Origin of the sequence: Paenibacillus solani (assembly GCF_001277345.1) — a bacterium.
Classification (GTDB): Bacteria; Bacillota; Bacilli; order Paenibacillales; family Paenibacillaceae; genus Paenibacillus_AQ; species Paenibacillus_AQ solani.
In genome coordinates, this window is sequence record NZ_LIUT01000001.1 from 2,466,701 (window position 1) to 2,484,176 (window position 17,476).

General features: G+C 47.2%; 22 protein-coding genes. 3 read left to right on the top strand and 19 right to left on the bottom strand.

Going from position 1 to position 17,476, the window contains the following annotated elements; all coding sequences use genetic code 11:
• The gene (locus AM231_RS11020) at positions 1-399 is read right to left on the bottom strand and encodes a DUF2642 domain-containing protein (protein WP_242615121.1); all 399 of its coding nucleotides are present in this window, start codon (positions 397-399) and stop codon (positions 1-3) included.
• A 237-nt stretch (positions 400-636) separates the two neighbouring features.
• On the opposite strand from AM231_RS11020, the gene AM231_RS11025 reads away from it, so the two are divergent.
• Positions 637-3,225, top strand: coding sequence for a glycosyltransferase (locus AM231_RS11025; protein WP_054402648.1), 2,589 nt, complete (start codon positions 637-639; stop codon positions 3,223-3,225).
• Positions 3,226-3,304: 79 nt separating this feature from the next.
• On the opposite strand, the gene AM231_RS11030 is transcribed toward AM231_RS11025, so the two are convergent.
• The 15 genes from AM231_RS11030 to csaA form a co-directional block, all read right to left on the bottom strand.
• Entirely contained in the window at positions 3,305-4,069 is a 765-nt protein-coding gene (locus AM231_RS11030; protein WP_053493052.1) for a glycosyltransferase, read from the bottom strand.
• Between the two features lie 17 nt (positions 4,070-4,086).
• Positions 4,087-4,785 carry a galactosyltransferase-related protein gene (locus tag AM231_RS11035; RefSeq protein WP_054402649.1) on the bottom strand — a complete coding sequence of 233 codons (699 nt, stop codon included), beginning with the start codon at positions 4,783-4,785 and terminating at the stop codon, positions 4,087-4,089.
• Between the two features lie 13 nt (positions 4,786-4,798).
• Positions 4,799-5,761: a glycosyltransferase family 4 protein gene (locus tag AM231_RS11040; RefSeq protein WP_054402650.1), complete on the bottom strand. Its 963-nt coding sequence runs from the start codon at positions 5,759-5,761 to the stop codon at positions 4,799-4,801.
• A 174-nt stretch (positions 5,762-5,935) separates the two neighbouring features.
• Positions 5,936-6,100 (bottom strand): hypothetical protein, encoded by a 165-nt coding sequence (locus tag AM231_RS29030; protein ID WP_165593387.1) that lies wholly within the window; start codon positions 6,098-6,100, stop codon positions 5,936-5,938.
• Between the two features lie 41 nt (positions 6,101-6,141).
• On the bottom strand, positions 6,142-6,558 hold the full coding sequence (locus tag AM231_RS11045) for an NUDIX hydrolase (RefSeq protein ID WP_242615122.1): 417 nt from the start codon (positions 6,556-6,558) through the stop codon (positions 6,142-6,144).
• A gap of 130 nt (positions 6,559-6,688) precedes the next feature.
• Positions 6,689-7,216, bottom strand: a complete 528-nt coding sequence (locus AM231_RS11050) for a GNAT family N-acetyltransferase (protein WP_054402651.1) — start codon at positions 7,214-7,216, stop codon at positions 6,689-6,691.
• A gap of 142 nt (positions 7,217-7,358) precedes the next feature.
• Positions 7,359-8,261, bottom strand: a complete 903-nt coding sequence (locus AM231_RS11055; RefSeq protein ID WP_054402652.1) for a metal ABC transporter permease — start codon at positions 8,259-8,261, stop codon at positions 7,359-7,361.
• Entirely contained in the window at positions 8,258-9,202 is a 945-nt protein-coding gene (locus AM231_RS11060) for a metal ABC transporter permease (RefSeq protein WP_054402653.1), read from the bottom strand. The genes AM231_RS11055 and AM231_RS11060 overlap by 4 nt, the downstream gene beginning before the upstream one ends.
• Positions 9,203-9,204: 2 nt before the next feature.
• Positions 9,205-9,933: a metal ABC transporter ATP-binding protein gene (locus tag AM231_RS11065; RefSeq protein WP_054402654.1), complete on the bottom strand. Its 729-nt coding sequence runs from the start codon at positions 9,931-9,933 to the stop codon at positions 9,205-9,207.
• Position 9,934: 1 nt separating this feature from the next.
• A complete protein-coding gene (locus AM231_RS11070; protein WP_054402655.1) occupies positions 9,935-10,906 on the bottom strand; it encodes a metal ABC transporter solute-binding protein, Zn/Mn family in 972 nt (323 codons plus the stop codon).
• 378 nt (positions 10,907-11,284) lie between these two features.
• Entirely contained in the window at positions 11,285-11,881 is a 597-nt protein-coding gene (locus AM231_RS11075; protein WP_054402656.1) for an AAA family ATPase, read from the bottom strand.
• 54 nt (positions 11,882-11,935) lie between these two features.
• On the bottom strand, positions 11,936-12,355 hold the full coding sequence (locus tag AM231_RS11080) for a GNAT family N-acetyltransferase (RefSeq protein ID WP_054402657.1): 420 nt from the start codon (positions 12,353-12,355) through the stop codon (positions 11,936-11,938).
• A 16-nt stretch (positions 12,356-12,371) separates the two neighbouring features.
• Entirely contained in the window at positions 12,372-12,542 is a 171-nt protein-coding gene (locus AM231_RS29930; protein WP_242615123.1) for a VOC family protein, read from the bottom strand.
• A gap of 51 nt (positions 12,543-12,593) precedes the next feature.
• Positions 12,594-12,764, bottom strand: a complete 171-nt coding sequence (locus AM231_RS29935) for a VOC family protein (protein ID WP_242615124.1) — start codon at positions 12,762-12,764, stop codon at positions 12,594-12,596.
• 146 nt (positions 12,765-12,910) lie between these two features.
• A complete protein-coding gene (csaA, locus tag AM231_RS11090) occupies positions 12,911-13,240 on the bottom strand; it encodes a chaperone CsaA (protein WP_054402658.1) in 330 nt (109 codons plus the stop codon).
• Positions 13,241-13,542: 302 nt separating this feature from the next.
• On the opposite strand from csaA, the gene AM231_RS11095 reads away from it, so the two are divergent.
• Positions 13,543-14,475 (top strand): L-lactate dehydrogenase, encoded by a 933-nt coding sequence (locus tag AM231_RS11095; RefSeq protein WP_054402659.1) that lies wholly within the window; start codon positions 13,543-13,545, stop codon positions 14,473-14,475.
• 85 nt (positions 14,476-14,560) lie between these two features.
• On the opposite strand, the gene AM231_RS11100 is transcribed toward AM231_RS11095, so the two are convergent.
• The gene (locus AM231_RS11100; RefSeq protein WP_054402660.1) at positions 14,561-15,148 is read right to left on the bottom strand and encodes a LysE family transporter; all 588 of its coding nucleotides are present in this window, start codon (positions 15,146-15,148) and stop codon (positions 14,561-14,563) included.
• 123 nt (positions 15,149-15,271) lie between these two features.
• Here AM231_RS11100 and AM231_RS11105 point away from each other — a divergent pair, with 123 nt between their 5' ends.
• Positions 15,272-15,826 (top strand): helix-turn-helix domain-containing protein, encoded by a 555-nt coding sequence (locus AM231_RS11105; protein ID WP_054402661.1) that lies wholly within the window; start codon positions 15,272-15,274, stop codon positions 15,824-15,826.
• Between the two features lie 74 nt (positions 15,827-15,900).
• On the opposite strand, the gene AM231_RS11110 is transcribed toward AM231_RS11105, so the two are convergent.
• Both AM231_RS11110 and AM231_RS11115 read right to left on the bottom strand, forming a co-directional pair.
• Positions 15,901-16,677, bottom strand: coding sequence for an ABC transporter permease (locus tag AM231_RS11110; protein ID WP_106406064.1), 777 nt, complete (start codon positions 16,675-16,677; stop codon positions 15,901-15,903).
• A 16-nt stretch (positions 16,678-16,693) separates the two neighbouring features.
• On the bottom strand, positions 16,694-17,473 hold the full coding sequence (locus AM231_RS11115; RefSeq protein WP_082341603.1) for an ABC transporter ATP-binding protein: 780 nt from the start codon (positions 17,471-17,473) through the stop codon (positions 16,694-16,696).
• Between the last annotated feature and the right edge of the window lie 3 nt (positions 17,474-17,476).

The following is a 17,476-nucleotide window of genomic DNA, read 5'->3' on the forward strand; positions in this document are numbered from 1 at the left end:
TCATGCGACAGACAAGAAACTACGGAGCGGAATAATGGCTATGCTGCCATTCGGCTCGGCAATCTGGACATAATCCTCTCCGATCGCGATAAGCGTCCCGAATACAGATCCAGCCGTTGTTTCAACCGTAATTCGGGTGTTTAGCTTTCCTCTTAACAAAGCCATAACACTGCTGCTAGGTGTCCCTTGTAAATCATTAACCTGTTCCTGCAGTGCATTGATCCGTGAATTCAGTCGTGCAATCATTAACCGAATCTGTGTCAAGCTGCGCATGAGCTTTCGACGCAGCAATAGAAGCTTCTTCCACACCGGATGCGGGGAAGTTCTCCGCTTCTTCTTTTTATGGCCTGTGATTTCATTGCATTGTCCGACATGACTCCTGTTCCAATATCTCCTCACAAGTGTCCCTCCTTATGGATAGTCATTGGTACTTTATGTAATTACCGGGACAATGGCAACCGGGATTGACTATGTTAAGGAAAGGGCCTAAGCCCGTAATCATCTAAAGCCCTGAATCAATTGCTTCATTCCAATCTTTTGTGGTATTTCCGCTTCATCTGGTGTTCTACCCATACAGATTTTTTGATTGATACATATTTTGTTAAATAGACCCATGTACCAGAGAGGAGGCTAGTCTTGAAACAAATCAAGCAGCACCGCGGCCGCAAATCGGCGTCCCGTCCATCGGCTTTGCGCTTAAGGAAGCAGCGCCGCTCGGGGCTGAACTACGGCAGAAGGAGGCAGTCGCCTCCCATTTCCTCATCCGTTTGCTCATCTAATCAAGCTCGGTCCGTTCATCATGTGAATCCGGAACCCGCCCAATCCGCGATACCCATTGTGCAAACCATAGATAATCCCGAATCTCCAGCATTGTCACGGTACGACATCATGCGCTTTCCCGTGATCGATTGGCAGTTTCGCTGGCAGCGTCCTCAGCAGTTGTCGGAGCAGTTTGCACTGCAGGGCCATCGGGTGTTCTACGTGTCTCCGGTGATCATTGGAATAGGTGTAGAAGAAGCATCACGAGAACAAATCAGCCGCCAAATCAAGGTTACCAATATCGACCGCAATATATGGATGGTCACCTTATGCGCCAAGCGGCCGTTGAATCTATATCAAGATCAAATGGATCATTGGGATATCCAGTATTTACTGTGGTCGGTTGAGCATGTCCGAGAGAAGTTTGGCTTGACCCAGCTGGTCTCCATCGTCGACCTTCCGTTCTGGACGCCACTCGTTGACGCAATGGATCAGCATCAAATCATCTACGACTGCATGGACCACCATGCCGGCTTCACTACGAACGACAAAACGATGCTCCTGGAAGAGGAACAGCTCCTTCAAAGAGCAGGACTTGTGGTTACGACCTCTCAGCATTTATTCGACTGGGCTGCACCATATAACCCTTCCACAGTTCTAATCCGCAATGCGGCTGATACTCTCCATTTCTCTAATCCGCCTAATGATGCCCCCCCGGAACTGGCAGACATCCATCAGCCCATTATTGGTTATTACGGAGCAATTTCCGACTGGTTTGATATTCAACTCATCGAGACACTGGCCAAGAATCGACCGGATTGGGCTTTCGTCCTCATTGGACACACCTTTGGCTGCGATACCTCCTCGGTCGAGAAGCTGAATAACGTATGGTTGCTAGGAGAAAAGCCATATCATGAGCTCCCTGCGTATTTACATCGGTTCCATGTGGCATTAATTCCGTTCGTAAAGAACGAATTAACCCAAGCTACCAACCCGGTCAAATTATATGAATATTTGGCAGCCGGAAAACCGGTCGTCTCTACGGAACTACCTGAAGTAAAGGCAGTTGCGCCTAATCTGGTCAAAATTGCGGGTACTCCCGTACAATTTGAAGAGGCCATCGAAGCTGCTCTTCTTGAGTCCGATGATCACATTATTGAACAGAGACAACAGTTTGCGAAGCTTAACAATTGGAATCGGCGCTATGAAGCCCTTCACGCAGATATAATGAAGTATCTATATCCCAAGGTCAGTATCATCCTGGTCGTTCATAATAATTGGTCCTATACGCAGCAATGTCTTCATCGGCTCCTTCAACCAGGGCATTATCCGAACCTGGAAGTGATCATCGTGGATAATGCTTCGACGGATCAGACTTCTTCTTGCCTTAGGATTCTGAATCATCCGTTGATCAAAGTGATCACCTCGTCTACAAATCTCGGCTTTGCTGCCGGCAACACGCTGGGATGCGGGCAATCTACGGGAGAATATATAATTCTGCTTAACAATGATACGCTTGTCCCCGATGGAAGCTGGATCTCCCGTTTGCTTAGACCTTTTCAGGAAGATGATATGCTGGCTATGACGGGACCGATGTCCAATCATGTGGGGAATGATCAGGCGCTGGATCATTTTATAGGGGATGCCGTTCAAGGCGCCCATCCTCGATGGCTTAGCGAATTCTATGAGCATTACCGGCGAAGATACCGCTATACCGACTTGCTTGGATTTTTCTGCGTTGCCCTTAGACGAAGTGTGTGGGAACATGTGGGCGCACTGGATCCCGCTTATGGCATTGGGATGTTTGAGGACGATGATTATTGCGAGCGAGTCCGGAGTACAGGGTACCGCTTGGCCATCGTTGAAGACGCCTTTGTTTATCATCACGGAAGCGTAACGATCAAGAAACTGAAAGATCATGTCTATGACGCATTATGGAACAAAAACAAAGCGTTCTATGAGCAAAAGTGGCGCAAACCGTGGAGAATGCCAAAAGGACCGGATAGCATTTTCCATATGGTGGATCGTCCGGAAGATATCGCGACCAGAGTCAACCAAGCCGGAAAGAAGGTCGTGCTGGTGCTCGGACTTACCGTATGGGAAACTAATACCCGGCGCTGGCAGCAGATCGTGAAGGGACTATGCGAGGATGAGAATCTACTAGTGGTGGTATATACCCATGTATATCTTGGTGATCTCATCGTAGGAACCCGAAAAATAGGTCCGCGGCTGTATTTTACAAACCGAATTGATCTATTTTCAGAGGTGAGATTTGATCAGGTAGTATATTGCGGCTCAACGGATACCCACCCGCAGCTCCAAGCTGATCATTATTGGGCAGACTCTCTTAGCTATCATGAACAACAACTGAAATCCTTGCTTGCTCAGAACGACAACCTGCAAGTATGGGATTCTATCGGTGTATCCCAAGCGGTTCAACAGGTCCGCTCTGCCAGCGCAGAGTAAGGGAGTTCGCAGTCGAATAAACAAGCAGCCCCTCCGCTATGATTGATGTAAGATCAGTCATGGAGGGGCTGTTATTCGTTTATTCTGTTGATTCATAAGCATCCTGGCCACTTAGATAGTTCATAATGACCTCAGGATGATGGCCTTCATAAGGCCTTGTGACGATCTCATACGTCTCGGGCTTGTAATCCCAATCCGGCTGCCCGAGATTCATGTGCACATTAACATCACCTCGACGGTTATCATTGAACTTGATTTTGTTACCGAGTGCATAGTGGTAGTGATATACGTTCACATCGCTCCGTCCACGTGGAATACTCCATATGCTCCTGCCTTCGGCTGCTTCTAGTGTGCAATGATGCTTCTCATCACGATAGCGTATCCCTTTCATAGCCCGCCACATTCTGGTGATGTCATTGGACCAGCGTTCATCGCCAGGACTATTGATCCGAACCGTCCATGGATCCCCCCAGAAATTAATGAAGGGAAATTGATAGATGTCGATGTCATTTCGATTCATAAGCTCAGGCAAAACGTCAGCGAATCGGTCATCCATCAGCTCATCGATATCCAGATTCATAATCCAGTCTCCTTGAGCCTGATCGATCAAAAAATTACGAACCTCAGATTCGTTCCAGTCCTCGGTGTATGGCAATCCGTTCTGCTGAACATGGAACAAACGGATCGGGTACCGTTTCTGAAGCCGCTCAATCTGCTCGATGGTTCCATCGGTGCTCCCACCGTCGGCAATGATGATTTCATCTGCATAACGGCTTGCGCTTTCTATATACAATGGAATGAACGTTATTTCATTTAGTACCGGTACAATGACGGAAAGCTTCATAGGCCACTCGTTCCTCCTTATTGAGAGATTGATTCCTGAATCAAGCGTCGCATTTCTTTCTCATCACCGCGTGCGAGCTGATATCGCTGATACAGCGCATAATTGGATTCGTAATGGGGATTGCCATCGGGCCCGACGAATGGATGCCAAAAATGAACCATTTCCCCATCCAGTCGAATATGGGGGCTGACCAAAGTATCCAGGGCGTAGGCAAATGCCTCATCCTCCCCGCCCCATCCGATAAATCGTTCATCATAACCTCCAACCGTTTCATAAGCATTTCGGTCGAGCATATTGAAACCGCCTACAAAGCCAGTGGCCGCCTCGGCAAGTATCTCAGGCTTAACGGCCAGCGGCCACCCGCTTGTCTGTCGAAGCAATAATTGTGATGTGTGTTCAGCTAGACGAAGGATTCGGCTGAAGGGAATCACCCACTGCCCGCTGGTGACGTGGGCAGCGGACGCCCTCAGCAGATCCGGGTCATATACGATATCGCTATCGGCAATGACGAGGATGTCCTTGGAAGCCTGGCGATAGGCTAAGTTGATGGCTTTGGATCTGCTGAAGCGTTCCCCAGAACCTGATATTTCTCCTATACATATCTGGGCTTCTGGCATACTCCGTGCATAATAACCCAGCACCCATTCCAAAGCTGCATCTCTGGGTCCGTTACCGTCTGATTGATAAGGAATCAGGACTGATATTTGATCAAACATGCCTTCCCTCCTCTTACCGTCGCTCCTTCTCCCACTGGAATAGCACAGTGAGCCAATCTTCAATCACTTGCTCAATTGTCCAAAATGCTTCTATATGACGCCTGCATTGCTGTCCAATGTCACTGAGCTTGCACTGCTGCCCCATCCATTGATGGATTACATTGATAAAATCAGCCGGATTATCGCTGTCCAGGATTAAGCCATGTGCATCCGGGTGGGACGCAGCCTTGACGTTGCCCACGTGGGTGCTCAACACAGGTACACCGCAGGCATAGGCTTCCAGCGCTGTAGCTGCGCTGCCTTCATTCGCCGAAGTGACGAGCAGCAGATCCAGCTGATGATAAAATTGTGGCATCTCTTCATGGGGATATGCTCCAGTCGTTTCAATAAATCGGATCCGTTCATCATCTCGAAAGTGGTCTCTAATATGCTTATATAATGTAGCGTAATTCTTGGATCGTTTGGCAGGATCACCAGCCCAACCTACTACAAAAGGCGTGCTTTCCCTACGCAATACAGCGGATGGCCGGAATACTTGATGGTCCACAAAATGCCCGATATATTTCACGTTAGCCTCCGGGGCAATCTGTCGAAGCATTTGACTCAGTCTTTCGTTTATCGCGCCAATCACACCGATTCTGGGGATGACAAGCCTGAGAAACTCGGGATCGGGTATCAGTTCATCATTAATCCATTCGCGAAACGTCTCGTAGTTCTGACTAAAATAATAATAGGAGACCGCGGCCGAGGCATCGATTCGGATATGCTTAAAGATACAATACGCTGCGATTCCCAGACACATCGCACCTATTCGATCATAAGCCTGATTGATATCCTCGCTGCTGTGCAGTTCTAAATATCGATCCAATTCCCGGATGGACATCAGATCCAGAGCGGGATGATGCTGCCTAATTACCTTTGCATCTTTTCCTAAGATCCACCAGTCCACATCATAGATCAGCAGATGCCTTCCCATGCTCCAATCCCCCTTTAAATGCATAATGAATTATATTCCTTGGGAGGCCGCCAAGTTTGTCACCGTAGCATAAATGATGAATTGGTCTAAATTCCACGTAAAAAAGAGCCGAACCTTTACAGCATTCTGCATAGGTACGACTCTTTGTATGGATATCTTGTAGGGGTGCCCTGCCTATACTTTTTTATCCACAATATGCTTGTTCTCTTTGAGCTCTTTCATGTCTTTGCGAAGCAATCGCATCTCTTGGAGCATAGCATCCATCCTAATGATGACTTTAGATGAATTGATAGCATAACGAATGACAATGATGGCAGCGATTATACTGAAAACAGCCATGAATAATCCGATAATTTCCAGTTCGTATGTAACCTCCGAGTTTATTGCTGAATGAATCCCTTGAGCAAGCCTTGCATCATCGCAAAGATCAGCTCAGAATCCTGAAGCTCGTTATCTCTAATTTGACGCAGGCAATCCTTCACACTCATTCTAATGACGTCAATGTTCTCGTAGCCTTCCAGTTGTTGTTCCGCTTGGCTGATGACCTCATCTGTGTAATAAACATGAGCGATCTCATTACATCTCCAGGATGCCGGGTATAACTTCCCGAGATAATGAAGCTTACCACAGCTGCAGCCTGTTTCCTCCAGCATCTCGCGACGGGCTGCTGATTCCAGGTCTTCTCCATGGTCTACGCCCCCTCCAGGAAGCTGAATGACGTAGTCATCCACAGGAGCGCGGTACTGGCGGATCAACAACAACTGATCATTCTGCTTAGCCAGTACGACAACCGACACTTAAATTCTCCTTGGTATAATACACTTTGCCTGACGCTTCCTCGTAAATCGATATACCATTATGGCGTGTCAACAATTTTGTATCTCTCATGATCGACACCTGCTCCTTCTCAACATCAAACAATTTGTATTAGATTTCGAAATCTTCCCGCAGAACCGAGAACAAATAAGAGTCATGAAAACGACCTTTGAACCACAGATGCTGCCGGAGATGTCCTTCCTGCTTCATGCCAATCTTGCGCATGACACTTGCCGATCTGACGTTGCCTGGTCGGCAAGTAGCATAGATGCGGTTTACCCCCAGCTCCTTAAATCCGAAGCGGCACATGGCAAGAGCGGCTTCCGAAGCGTAACCTTGACCCCAATAAGCGGAATTCAAGCAATACCCAAGCTCTGCATTCGTCTTCGAACGGTGAATACCAACACCCCCGATTAAGCGGCCGCTATCTTTGAGGACAAGTGCCAGTTCATAGCTGTCTCGAGGATCCTGCTCCTTCATCCGGCTTATCTCTTCTAAATAATTTACAGTATCCTCTTCTGTATTCGGCCCCCACATCGTAAACTCCGTAACGATGAGATCCGCTGCATAAGCATGGACACTTGCAAAGTCCTCTTCTTCGAATTCCCGGATTATCAGCCTAGTTGACTCCAACTGCATCGCCATCTCCCCTTCATGATTACGTCAATACTCACAGCCAATCACAAAAATTTTCCCAATTATACCACAACGTCAAGGATAAGATTGGAACAAAAAATGAAGCCTGAGCGTTTACCACTCAAGCTTCATCAAGCGTTTCTTATCAGGATATACCCTTTATGTTCTCCTTGCTGCGACGTGCACCGAATCTATGGACATGGCGGGAAAGCATACCGTGTTTCGGAGAACACAGAAAGCTGACAACAAATACAATTCCGGTAGCAAAGGCCATAGATCCGGAGATGGAGGTGTCCAGCCATACGGCAATGTAGTAGCCCATAAATGCAGACATCACGCCGAAAGCACCACTGAGTACCAGCATGATGGAGAGCTTATCCGTCCACAAGTATGCGGCAGCGGCAGGTGTTATAAGCATGGCTACCACCATAATCGCGCCGACTGCATCGAATGATGCAACCGTTGTGATGGAGACCAGTGACATAAATACATAGTGCAAGAGTACGACTGGAATGCCGATACTGGCCGCAAGAGCCGGATCAAAGGAGGTTATTTTCCATTCCTTATAGAATGCCAGGATCACGATGACAACGACGAGTAGAACAGCTGCCAGCATGAAGGTAGCCTTTGGCACTTCACCCAATAGGGGAACATGCATGACATCCCAAGGAACAAACGTAATCTCACCCATGAGGGCATGCTTGGTATCCAGATGTGCATTACCAACGTGGGTAGCGATCAGGATAACGCCGATGGCAAACAAGGTCGTAAACACCACGCCGATCGATGCATCCTGCTGAACGCCGCGGGAATGAAACCATTGAACAAGCACCGCTGTCAGCAGCCCTGCGATAATGGCGCCGATCAGCATATGCGGCCCGCTTAATTCTCTCGTGACTAAATAGGCTGTAACGATACCCAGCAGCACGGTATGGCTGATGGCATCGGCCATCATCGCCATTCTGCGCAGAATCAGGAACCCGCCGACGATCCCGCAAGACAAACCAACGAGCGAAGCCGTGAGTAATATCCATCCTGTATAGGTCATTGATTGCTCCCCCTCTCCGACAAACGGGGGCTTAGAACCGATGGATTCGGATTAGCAGCTTCCATATGTTCTTTTTTCTGCGAGCGAAGCAGCAATGCTTGGGTTAACAAGCCTTTCTCCGCCCCGAAGACCAAGGATATCGTGAACAATACGGAGGATGCCACCACGATGAATGGTCCTGTAGGCCATCCCTTACCCATGGTGCTGACCAGCGTACCGACAAAACCCGATCCACCTCCGAATATGGCCGACAGAATGACCATCATCCTGAAGGATTGCGTCCAATACCTTGCGCTCACGGCAGGTATGATCAGCATAGCCGCCATAAGTATGACACCGACCGCCTGGATGCCAATCACGATAACGAGCACGAGGACTCCCATGTATAAGCTATTCATAAGTCGACTGTTCAACCCTAACCCTTTGGCAAAATCGGGATCGAAGAGAAACAGCTTCCACTCCTTAAAACCAATGAAGACGACCAGCATGACCAGAACAGCCAAGATTAACATCGTAACCACATCCTTGCGGACCATGGATGCAGCTTGACCGAATATAAAGTTATCGAGCCCACTCTGATTTCCGCCCGCTGTTCGATTGACGATCGTAAGCAGCATGATGCCTAATCCAAAAAACACAGATAGGATCATGCCCATGGCAGTATCCTCCTTAATGCGGCTTGAGGAGCGAATCCACTGGATCATCCACGCGCCGATCAGAGCGCTAACAGCTGCTCCTAGAATCATGACGAGCAAGTTCTTGCTCCCGGTCAGCGCAAAAGCAACTACGACTCCTGGCAGCGCTGCGTGGGACAGCGCATCACTCATCAAGCTTTGGCGTTTCCAATAAGCGAGACAGCCGATCATCCCTGCAGCCATTCCCAGTATTAACGTGCTTAACAGCACCCATTGCGTATTCGGTGATAATAAGGAATTCATCATGATTACGCCTCCTTCATCCAGCGAAGCGAACCACCGTAGGCGCGGTACACCTGCTCCTTCGTGAAGACATCTTCTGTCTTTCCGTGTGCAATGACCGTACGGTTCAGGAGCAGCACATGGTCAAAATAGTCCTCTACGGTTTGCAGATCATGATGGACCACCATGACAGTTTTACCCGCCATCTTCAAATCGTTGAGCGTAGTCATGATTGCTCGTTCGGTTGCGGCGTCCACCCCGGCCAGCGGCTCATCCATGAAATATAGATCAGCATTCTGGACGAGCGCCCTCGCCAGGAATACACGCTGCTGCTGTCCGCCTGAAAGCTGACTGATTTGCCGATCGGCATAGTCTGCCATGCCCATTTGGTCAAGCGAAGCCATCGCTTTTTCCTTGTGATGCTTGTTTGGCCGTTTAAACCAACCCACCTGACCATATAGACCCATCATGACAACATCCAGAGCATCGGTCGGAAAATCCCAATCTACGGACCCCCTCTGCGGAACATAGCCGACCCGGGTTTTCATACGGCTTAAGCTTGAGCCGAAGAATGAAACATCTCCGGACAATTTGGGATGGAGCTCCAGCATGACCTTTAACAGTGTGGATTTACCGGCGCCGTTTGGCCCTACGATGCTGGTCAGGGAGCCTTGCTCCACTTCAAAAGTGACATCGTGCAGAACTTTGTTTTTACGATAAGAGGCATTTAGATCTTGAACTTGAAGTACGGACATTTTATTCACCACCTCCGCTTAAAGCATGATAAATCGTTTCGACATTATGACGATACATTCCAATATACGTCCCTTCTGTTGTGCCTTCCTCGCCCATGGCATCCGAGAAGAGCTCCCCTCCAAGCTTTAAGTCCAGCCCTTTCTTAGACGCACCTTCAATAACGGCATTGATCGAAGCAGGATTCACGCTGCTCTCAACGAAGACGGCAGGGACCTTGTGCTGCAACAGAATATCAATCGTTCCATTAATATCCGAGAGTCCGATTTCAGCCTCTGTGCTCAGGCCCTGCAGACCAACGACTTCCAGGCCGTGCATGCGGCCGAAATATCCGAACGCATCATGCGCAGTTACCATAACTCGCTGCTCTTCAGGAATCTGGCTCAGCTTATCCTTGGCCTCCGCCTTCAATTCATCTAATTGGGCAAAATATTGCTGTTTATTCTTCTCGAAATAATCAGCGTCCTTCGGGGATAGTGTCTTCAGCTTCTCTACAGCCGAATCCAGCGATAATTTCCACATATCAATGTCAAACCACACATGCGGATCAGTGGCCTGCGCGTCATCCTGAAGCAGCTGATCCTTCGGGATCGCATCGGCAATGGCTAATACAGGCTTGTTCTTGCCGATCTGTTCAAAGATTTCCGTCATGTTGCCTTCCAATAGTAGACCGCTATAGAAGATGACATCCCCGCTATCCAATTTCTTAATATCGCCTTGCGTAGCATTATATAAGTGCGGATCAACACCCGGTCCCATCAAGCTCAGCACCTCTACCCGATCTCCGCCGATCACGGAGATGGGCTCGGCAATCTGGCCAATCGTGGTGACTACACGAATCTTATCTCCTGCCTGCTTTCCTGCTGCACCCTCCTGCTTGGCTTCGCCCGAAGCGCAAGCTGATAATACCAGCATCAAACTTAGCATGGCCGCTCCAATGAATTTCCTGCTTCTTCTAATCCTCCGATGTTTCATCTCTCTTCCTCCTCCACTCCTCAATTTGGTTTGCTTTTTTTATGTACGCTTGAAAGCCTCGTCCTGCCTAAAACCAATAAATTTGCATCAGTGCAACTTTAATTGCCATGTACAAAAAATAATCCATCTTAAGGGTTTTGTCAACATGTTATTTGGAATTTCCTATATTTCACTCTATACTTCTTTTTCACGAAACCCTGTCAATATGGGGTTTATACGAATAAAAATACTAATTTTTCATTAACACAAAATTCTTAGCTGTAGCTAAAAATATTTACAATCTGGATTTTTCTAACTCAAAACAAAGAAAAGACGACTTCCCTTTAAGAGAAATCGTCTTACTTTCATATATTCAGCTATCGCTAATACTCTACATTGTTATCTAAAAAATCTAATATGCGAAAATTTGGTTTTGATCCGATCCAGTTTTTTCTTGGCTGAACCGCGATGATCCGGCAATAGTTCCACTTGTGCCAAAGCCGCGATAGTCTCTACGACTTGGTCAATGGATAGTTGATCGGTGTCGATATGATGCCGGAATACTTCGTTCGTGAGTCCGTGAATACAGCGGTCAATCTGATGTGCACCCCATGAATTGGAACTTTCTCCTCGGCTGCGCAGACGTCTGAGGAGTACTTCCTTGGAAGCGCATAGCGTAAAATGCTGTATGACCACGCCATCACGTCTTAAGTTCCCCACGATTTCATCGAAATAATCCACGTCCGTGATGGTCATCGGTGCCAGAATCAATTGATCGGATTCCTGATCCAAATACTTAAACATGGAGTAATTGAACTCCCTCCACATCGGATAATGCTGAAAATCATCACGCTTTGAATCCAGCGGCACATTATCGCGAATGAAGTAACCTGCATTCTCGGGATCATATACGTAGGAGTTCGGTATTCTTCGCTGAAGCTCAAACGCTGCCTGGGTCTTACCGGAACCGAACGCGCCGTTAATCCATATAATCATTTCTGACCCCTTTCGTTAACAGATCAGACTTATATATACAGGGTGATAGGGAAACTAATCCTTTCGAAGAAAGTCAGGCATCCGGGTCAAGGTTTTGCCATGATCACGGACGAAACCGAATTGCTCGTATAAACCATGGGCATCCCGCGTAGCCAATATACCGAACAGATTACGATAATCATTGTGGGTGGTAATCGTTTCGATCAGTTTCTTGCCAACTCCTTGTGCTCGATAAGCCTCATCCACGAATACATCACATAACCAATAGACTGTCGCTCCATCAGAAACGACACGGGCAAAGCCGATCTGATGGTTATCGTAATATGCACCAAAGCAAACGGAACCATCAAGGGATTTCAAAATGAGACCATCGGATCGCTTGTTAGCCCAATAGCTTTGTCGCAAAAAACGGATAATTGCATCCCTATCCAACAGGGAAGGGTCACTGCTGATAAGTATTCGAGTTATATCCATGTCACCATCACTTCCACTATTCCTTTTTTCCGCTACCAAACGCAATGACATAGTTGTCCGGATCTTTAATCGCAAAATCCTTCCATACTCCCCAATCAGCTTCTGTTAATTCGGGTTCTTGTACGACCTCAGCTCCTCTGAAGAGCAGTTCCTCATACCATTCATCCAACTCTTGGTGTGTATCCACGTAGGCGTATGTATCCCATGGCGTAACTTGACCCTTGGCTGGGGGATTCGGCTAAATATCACTGCTCGATGCAGCTTGCATCAGCTTGAATCCGAGCGCAAAATCATCCCGGACTGCCCAGACGTCATTTACTTCACAACCCAGCACTTCTTCATAAAATCGTTTGGAACGGGTAAGATCAGATACCAATCGGACTTGAACTGAGAATTGAATCCTGCTCATCACATCACCTGTCTATTTTTTTACTTCATATTACAACCATTCAGTTCACATAACAAGAACCTTTCAAGCACAACATAGAAGTTTATCTATTATAAAAATTAATAGTAAATGTAATAGGCATGTGGCTATCAGTTCAAGGGAACAGATTATGCGATAGGTGTTCCATCAGGCAGGTCGAACTCCGGTTTCAGTAGTACAACATCCCCCTGTTCCGGAACTCCGCCGAGCACGAGAACTTCGGATACATAGCCGGCAATTCGTCTGGGAGGAAAGTTGACGATGGCCGTTACTTGGCTTCCCACAAGGGATTTGGCATCATAACGTTTTGTGATCTGAGCGCTCGTCCGCTTGATTCCAAGGGGTCCAAAATCTATCTTCATCTTGATAGCGGGTACGCGTGCTTCCGGAAATGGTTCTGCTTCCACTACTGTCCCGATCCGAATATCCAGTTTGCTAAAGTCTTCGATGGTTGCCATTGTATATCTCCTTTTCAAGTAGGTCATCACGATAAACTTAAAATTCGAACAACGAACCAAGTTTATGATTCATCATATCAACCGAGTCGACGTGTGAGCAAGAGTCAAAATGGCTTAGTCCGTTTTATACTGAAATATTTAAACCGTGATAATCCTCACACATCTACTGCCTAAATATTCCTGATATGTTATCATTGCTATGAATGTAACCTTACAAAAGACGCTGTAAAGACAGCTTCTCTATAAGGTATGCAAGTCATTTAGAAGCTTTAATACATATCGACAAGGGAGAGAATCATTGTATGATCAAGAATGAAACGCAGCGGCCGACCCGTGCAGTCATCATCGGAGCTGGAGCAGTCGGAACAACAACAGCCTATACCTTATTTTTGCGTGAGAGAGTATCAGAACTCGTATTAATCGACACCAACCATGATAAAGCTCTGGGCGAAGCTCTGGATATGAATCATGGACTTCCCTTTGCTGGAGGTGTCAAGCTGTGGGCTGGAGATTACAGCGATTGCAAAGATGCCGATATCATTGTCATTGCCGCAGGCTCCAACCAAAGACCCGGTGAAACGCGAATTGATTTATTGAAACGGAATACAGCTATTTTTGAAGACATTATTCAAAACATCGTAAAGTATAACGATCATGGCATTATTCTGGTGGCAACGAACCCGGTGGATATTTTATCCTATGTCACTTTGAAGAAAAGCGGCTTCCCTGTAAATCGGGTTATCGGATCAGGCACACTGCTGGACAGCGCTCGTTTCCGATATTTGATCGGTCAGAACAAAGGCATTAACCCTCGCAGCATCCACGCCCATATCATTGGGGAGCACGGCGATTCCGAGCTGCCGTTGTGGAGTGTTGCCAACATCGCGGGAATCGGAATCGATCTTACAGATGACGAGCGAACGGATATTTTTGACCGCACAAAGAATGCAGCCTATGAGATTATTAACGCCAAAGGTGCAACTTCCTATGCCATTGCGTTAGCCCTTGACCGGATCATCGCTTCCATCCTGCTGAATGAAAGCTCTGTACTGAACGTATCTACGCTGTTAACTGACTACCATGGTGTGTCCGACGTATACTTGGGCGTGCCTTGTGTGGTTGATCGTACAGGGGTGAGGGAAGTTCTTAACTTGGAGCTGAATGATGAGGAATTGACGCGTTTCCACGCATCGGCCAATAAGCTCAAAGAGCAAATCGCAAGCATATTTGAGTAACACAAACAAGGCTTTCCGGGCAAACACCCTGGGAAGCCTTGTTTATTAAGCGAAGCTTCATAATGACGATGATAAAGCGAGAATATCAGTTCGCGGTAAAAATAGAAACTGCACTGTAGATCAGAAGTAAACCCATGACCAGATTAAACGGGCGCTCATACCGAGATAACCAATTTTTGAATAATGAACCGAATAACGCCCAGGTCATATTGGCGCAAATACCAATGATCGTGAGCCCCAGCGAGTAAAACAGCAACTGTATAGGGGATGTGGAAATCGGCATGACAAAGGATGAGATCGCCGTAATCCCGTATAATATCACCTTCGGATTCATGAACTGAAAGATAAATCCGAAGGTAAAAGTACATAGCGCAACATCTCTTCTCTCTGCGTCTTGCGGCTTGCTTCGCATTATTTTTATGGCAAGATAGATCATATACAGGCATCCGAGGATATTCATCATAAAGTTGATCTTGGGGATGAAAGGTTTAAGTACCAGATTGAAATAACTCCACAGCAACATGATGACCATACAGCCGGCTGCCACACCTCCAATAAAGCGCATCGTTTTTCTTACACCTTGGCTTCGTGCATTGGTCATTGAAATTATATTGTTGGGACCCGGCGTAAAGGAAGAGACGATTGCATAGGTCAACAACGGAATGATAAACACGATATGACTCCCTTCATTAATGTATGTTATAGTGAATATAAATGTACGCTATAGCGTCTGTACATTTTAATTATACATCATGTGCGTTATAACGCACAATATAAAAATAGGAAGTGAATTCTTATGAAGTCCATTAATGAAATATTAGCAGATAATCTGAAGAAGCTGCGGGAGCAAAGAAAACTGAGCTTGGATAAATTGGCGGAAATGACTGGCATCAGCAAGACGATGCTGGGGCAGATTGAACGCGGAGAATCAAGTCCTTCCATAACGACCGTATGGAAAATCGCGAATGGGTTGAAGCTTTCATTTACTTCATTGATCCAAGAACCTCATTCTGATACCATCGTTGTTTCTCGTGAAGAGGTACAAGCCTTGATTGAGGATAATGGAAAGGTAAGAATCTATCCTTATTTCCCATTCGAGGACGGGCGACGTTTCGAGATGTACACATTAGAGATGGACCATGATGGTTATATCAGTGCAGAGTCGCATATCGAGGGGACGGAGGAGTTTATTACCGTCTTTGAAGGAGAGATCACCATTTGTATTGATAGCGAGGAATATTTGGTAAATGAGGGTAAATCCATTCGGTTTAAGGCGGATAAGCCTCACAGTTATCGCAATATGGGTAAATCCATGAATCGGTTAAGTATGGTGATTCATTATTCCAATTAACGAGTGAGGCATGTAAATATGAGAAGCAGCACCCTATTAGGAAGGGTGCTGCTTCGTATTCACATGTAACATACTCAACGACGCAGTGAATTCGTGCTGACCACACCATACCGGGACAACAGCTTGCGTCCGAGCAGTCCAACCGCACGGTCCGTTAGGAATCCCATTAACCCGAGGCAGATTAATCCGATAAAAATCCAATCAGTGCGGAAGAACAGACGAGAATTCCAGATCAGGTACCCTACGCCTTCATTGGATGCAATCATCTCTGCTCCAATAATCGCCATGAACGAGGTTCCCATAGCAAGCCGGATGCCGGTAAAGATGTAGGGCACGGTTGCAGGGATCATGACATGGATGACGATCTGCCACTCCGATGCACCCATGCTGCGAGCGGAACGGATTTTATCCTCTTCCACGGACATGATGCCAGTCAATGTATTCAGCACCACGATGAAGAAGGTTGCATAAAGAATCAGCATAATCTTTGACGTTTCTCCGATGCCAAACCAAACCAGAAACAGGGTGATGAACGCAATGGGGGGAATGAATCTAATGAAATTTAGGAACGGTTCTGCAAAGGAACGGATGGGCCCTACCTTTCCGATAACGATTCCAACGGGGATCGCGATCAAGCTGCCAAGCGTCCAGCCGAGCAGCACCCGGTACGAACTGATCCCTATGTATTGGAGCAGGGTACCGTCCATCAACAATTCGTAACCGCCCCTTGCGGTATAGATGGGTCCTGGAAGGATTTCGGGGCCATAGGCAAGCGATAAAACTTGCCAGAGGCCAAACCCTGCGATCCATAACAGCAAGTGAAGCGACCATTTTTTAAGTGGAATGTTCAATGGGCCTCCCTCCTTTCTACTCACCAAAATGGGATTGGATTACATTATACAGCGCATGAAAGCTTGGATCGGCTAGATCCCGAGGGTAAGCCAGCGGCACTTCGTAAATATCCGTAATCTTCGAGGAAGGTCCCGCTGACATAATGCCAATGCGTCCTCCGAGCAGAAGCGCCTCTTGAATATCGTGCGTGACGAAGATGATCGTCTTGTCTGTATTCTGCCATATGCGCACTAACTCCCGCTGCATTGTCCTTCTCGTCATAGCATCTAGTGCGCCAAACGGTTCATCCATGAGCAAAATTGCCGGATCATTAGATAATACCCGTGCCAGCTGCACCCGTTGTTTCATGCCGCCTGACAGCTCGCGAGGATATTTGCTTTCATGTCCCGCCAGACTTACAAGCGCAATATATTGGTCGGAGATTTCCTTTCTCTGTGCGGCGGGTACGCGTTTCATGCGGAGACCAAACTCCACGTTCTCCCTAACGGTGAGCCAAGGAAACAAGGAGGAGTCAGCCTGCTGAAAAACGACAGCGCGGTCTTGACCCGGCCGTTCCACCTCCTTCTCTCCCACTTTAACCTGACCCGATGTTTTGGAGACGAAGCCAGCAATCATACTAAGCAGCGTCGACTTCCCGCAACCGCTTGGGCCCAGCAGAACAAAGAACTCCCCGCCTTTCACAACCAGGTTGACGTCCTGAATAATATAATGCAAATCACCCGCTGCAGCGTGCTGTGCATAGCTTTTATCCAACCGTTCGATATGGATTTCATTCTGTCTTGATGCTGCTCTCATGAC

What these genes read in the sequence shown, in the direction of transcription:
- AM231_RS29030 (WP_165593387.1), bottom strand. Translation starts at nt 6,100, where the DNA reads ATGGCTGTTTTCAGTATAATCGCTGCCATCATTGTCATTCGTTATGCT.
- AM231_RS11105 (WP_054402661.1), top strand. Translation starts at nt 15,272, where the DNA reads ATGAAGTCCATTAATGAAATATTAGCAGATAATCTGAAGAAGCTGCGG.
- AM231_RS11080 (WP_054402657.1), bottom strand. Translation starts at nt 12,355, where the DNA reads ATGGATATAACTCGAATACTTATCAGCAGTGACCCTTCCCTGTTGGAT.
- AM231_RS11075 (WP_054402656.1), bottom strand. Translation starts at nt 11,881, where the DNA reads ATGATTATATGGATTAACGGCGCGTTCGGTTCCGGTAAGACCCAGGCA.
- AM231_RS11060 (WP_054402653.1), bottom strand. Translation starts at nt 9,202, where the DNA reads ATGATGAATTCCTTATTATCACCGAATACGCAATGGGTGCTGTTAAGC.
- AM231_RS11055 (WP_054402652.1), bottom strand. Translation starts at nt 8,261, where the DNA reads ATGACCTATACAGGATGGATATTACTCACGGCTTCGCTCGTTGGTTTG.
- AM231_RS11040 (WP_054402650.1), bottom strand. Translation starts at nt 5,761, where the DNA reads ATGGGAAGGCATCTGCTGATCTATGATGTGGACTGGTGGATCTTAGGA.
- AM231_RS29935 (WP_242615124.1), bottom strand. Translation starts at nt 12,764, where the DNA reads ATGAGCAGGATTCAATTCTCAGTTCAAGTCCGATTGGTATCTGATCTT.
- AM231_RS11065 (WP_054402654.1), bottom strand. Translation starts at nt 9,933, where the DNA reads ATGTCCGTACTTCAAGTTCAAGATCTAAATGCCTCTTATCGTAAAAAC.
- csaA (WP_054402658.1), bottom strand. Translation starts at nt 13,240, where the DNA reads ATGGCAACCATCGAAGACTTTAGCAAACTGGATATTCGGATCGGGACA.
- AM231_RS11030 (WP_053493052.1), bottom strand. Translation starts at nt 4,069, where the DNA reads ATGAAGCTTTCCGTCATTGTACCGGTACTAAATGAAATAACGTTCATT.
- AM231_RS11070 (WP_054402655.1), bottom strand. Translation starts at nt 10,906, where the DNA reads ATGAAACATCGGAGGATTAGAAGAAGCAGGAAATTCATTGGAGCGGCC.
- AM231_RS11050 (WP_054402651.1), bottom strand. Translation starts at nt 7,216, where the DNA reads ATGCAGTTGGAGTCAACTAGGCTGATAATCCGGGAATTCGAAGAAGAG.
- AM231_RS11115 (WP_082341603.1), bottom strand. Translation starts at nt 17,473, where the DNA reads ATGAGAGCAGCATCAAGACAGAATGAAATCCATATCGAACGGTTGGAT.
- AM231_RS11035 (WP_054402649.1), bottom strand. Translation starts at nt 4,785, where the DNA reads ATGTTTGATCAAATATCAGTCCTGATTCCTTATCAATCAGACGGTAAC.
- AM231_RS11095 (WP_054402659.1), top strand. Translation starts at nt 13,543, where the DNA reads ATGATCAAGAATGAAACGCAGCGGCCGACCCGTGCAGTCATCATCGGA.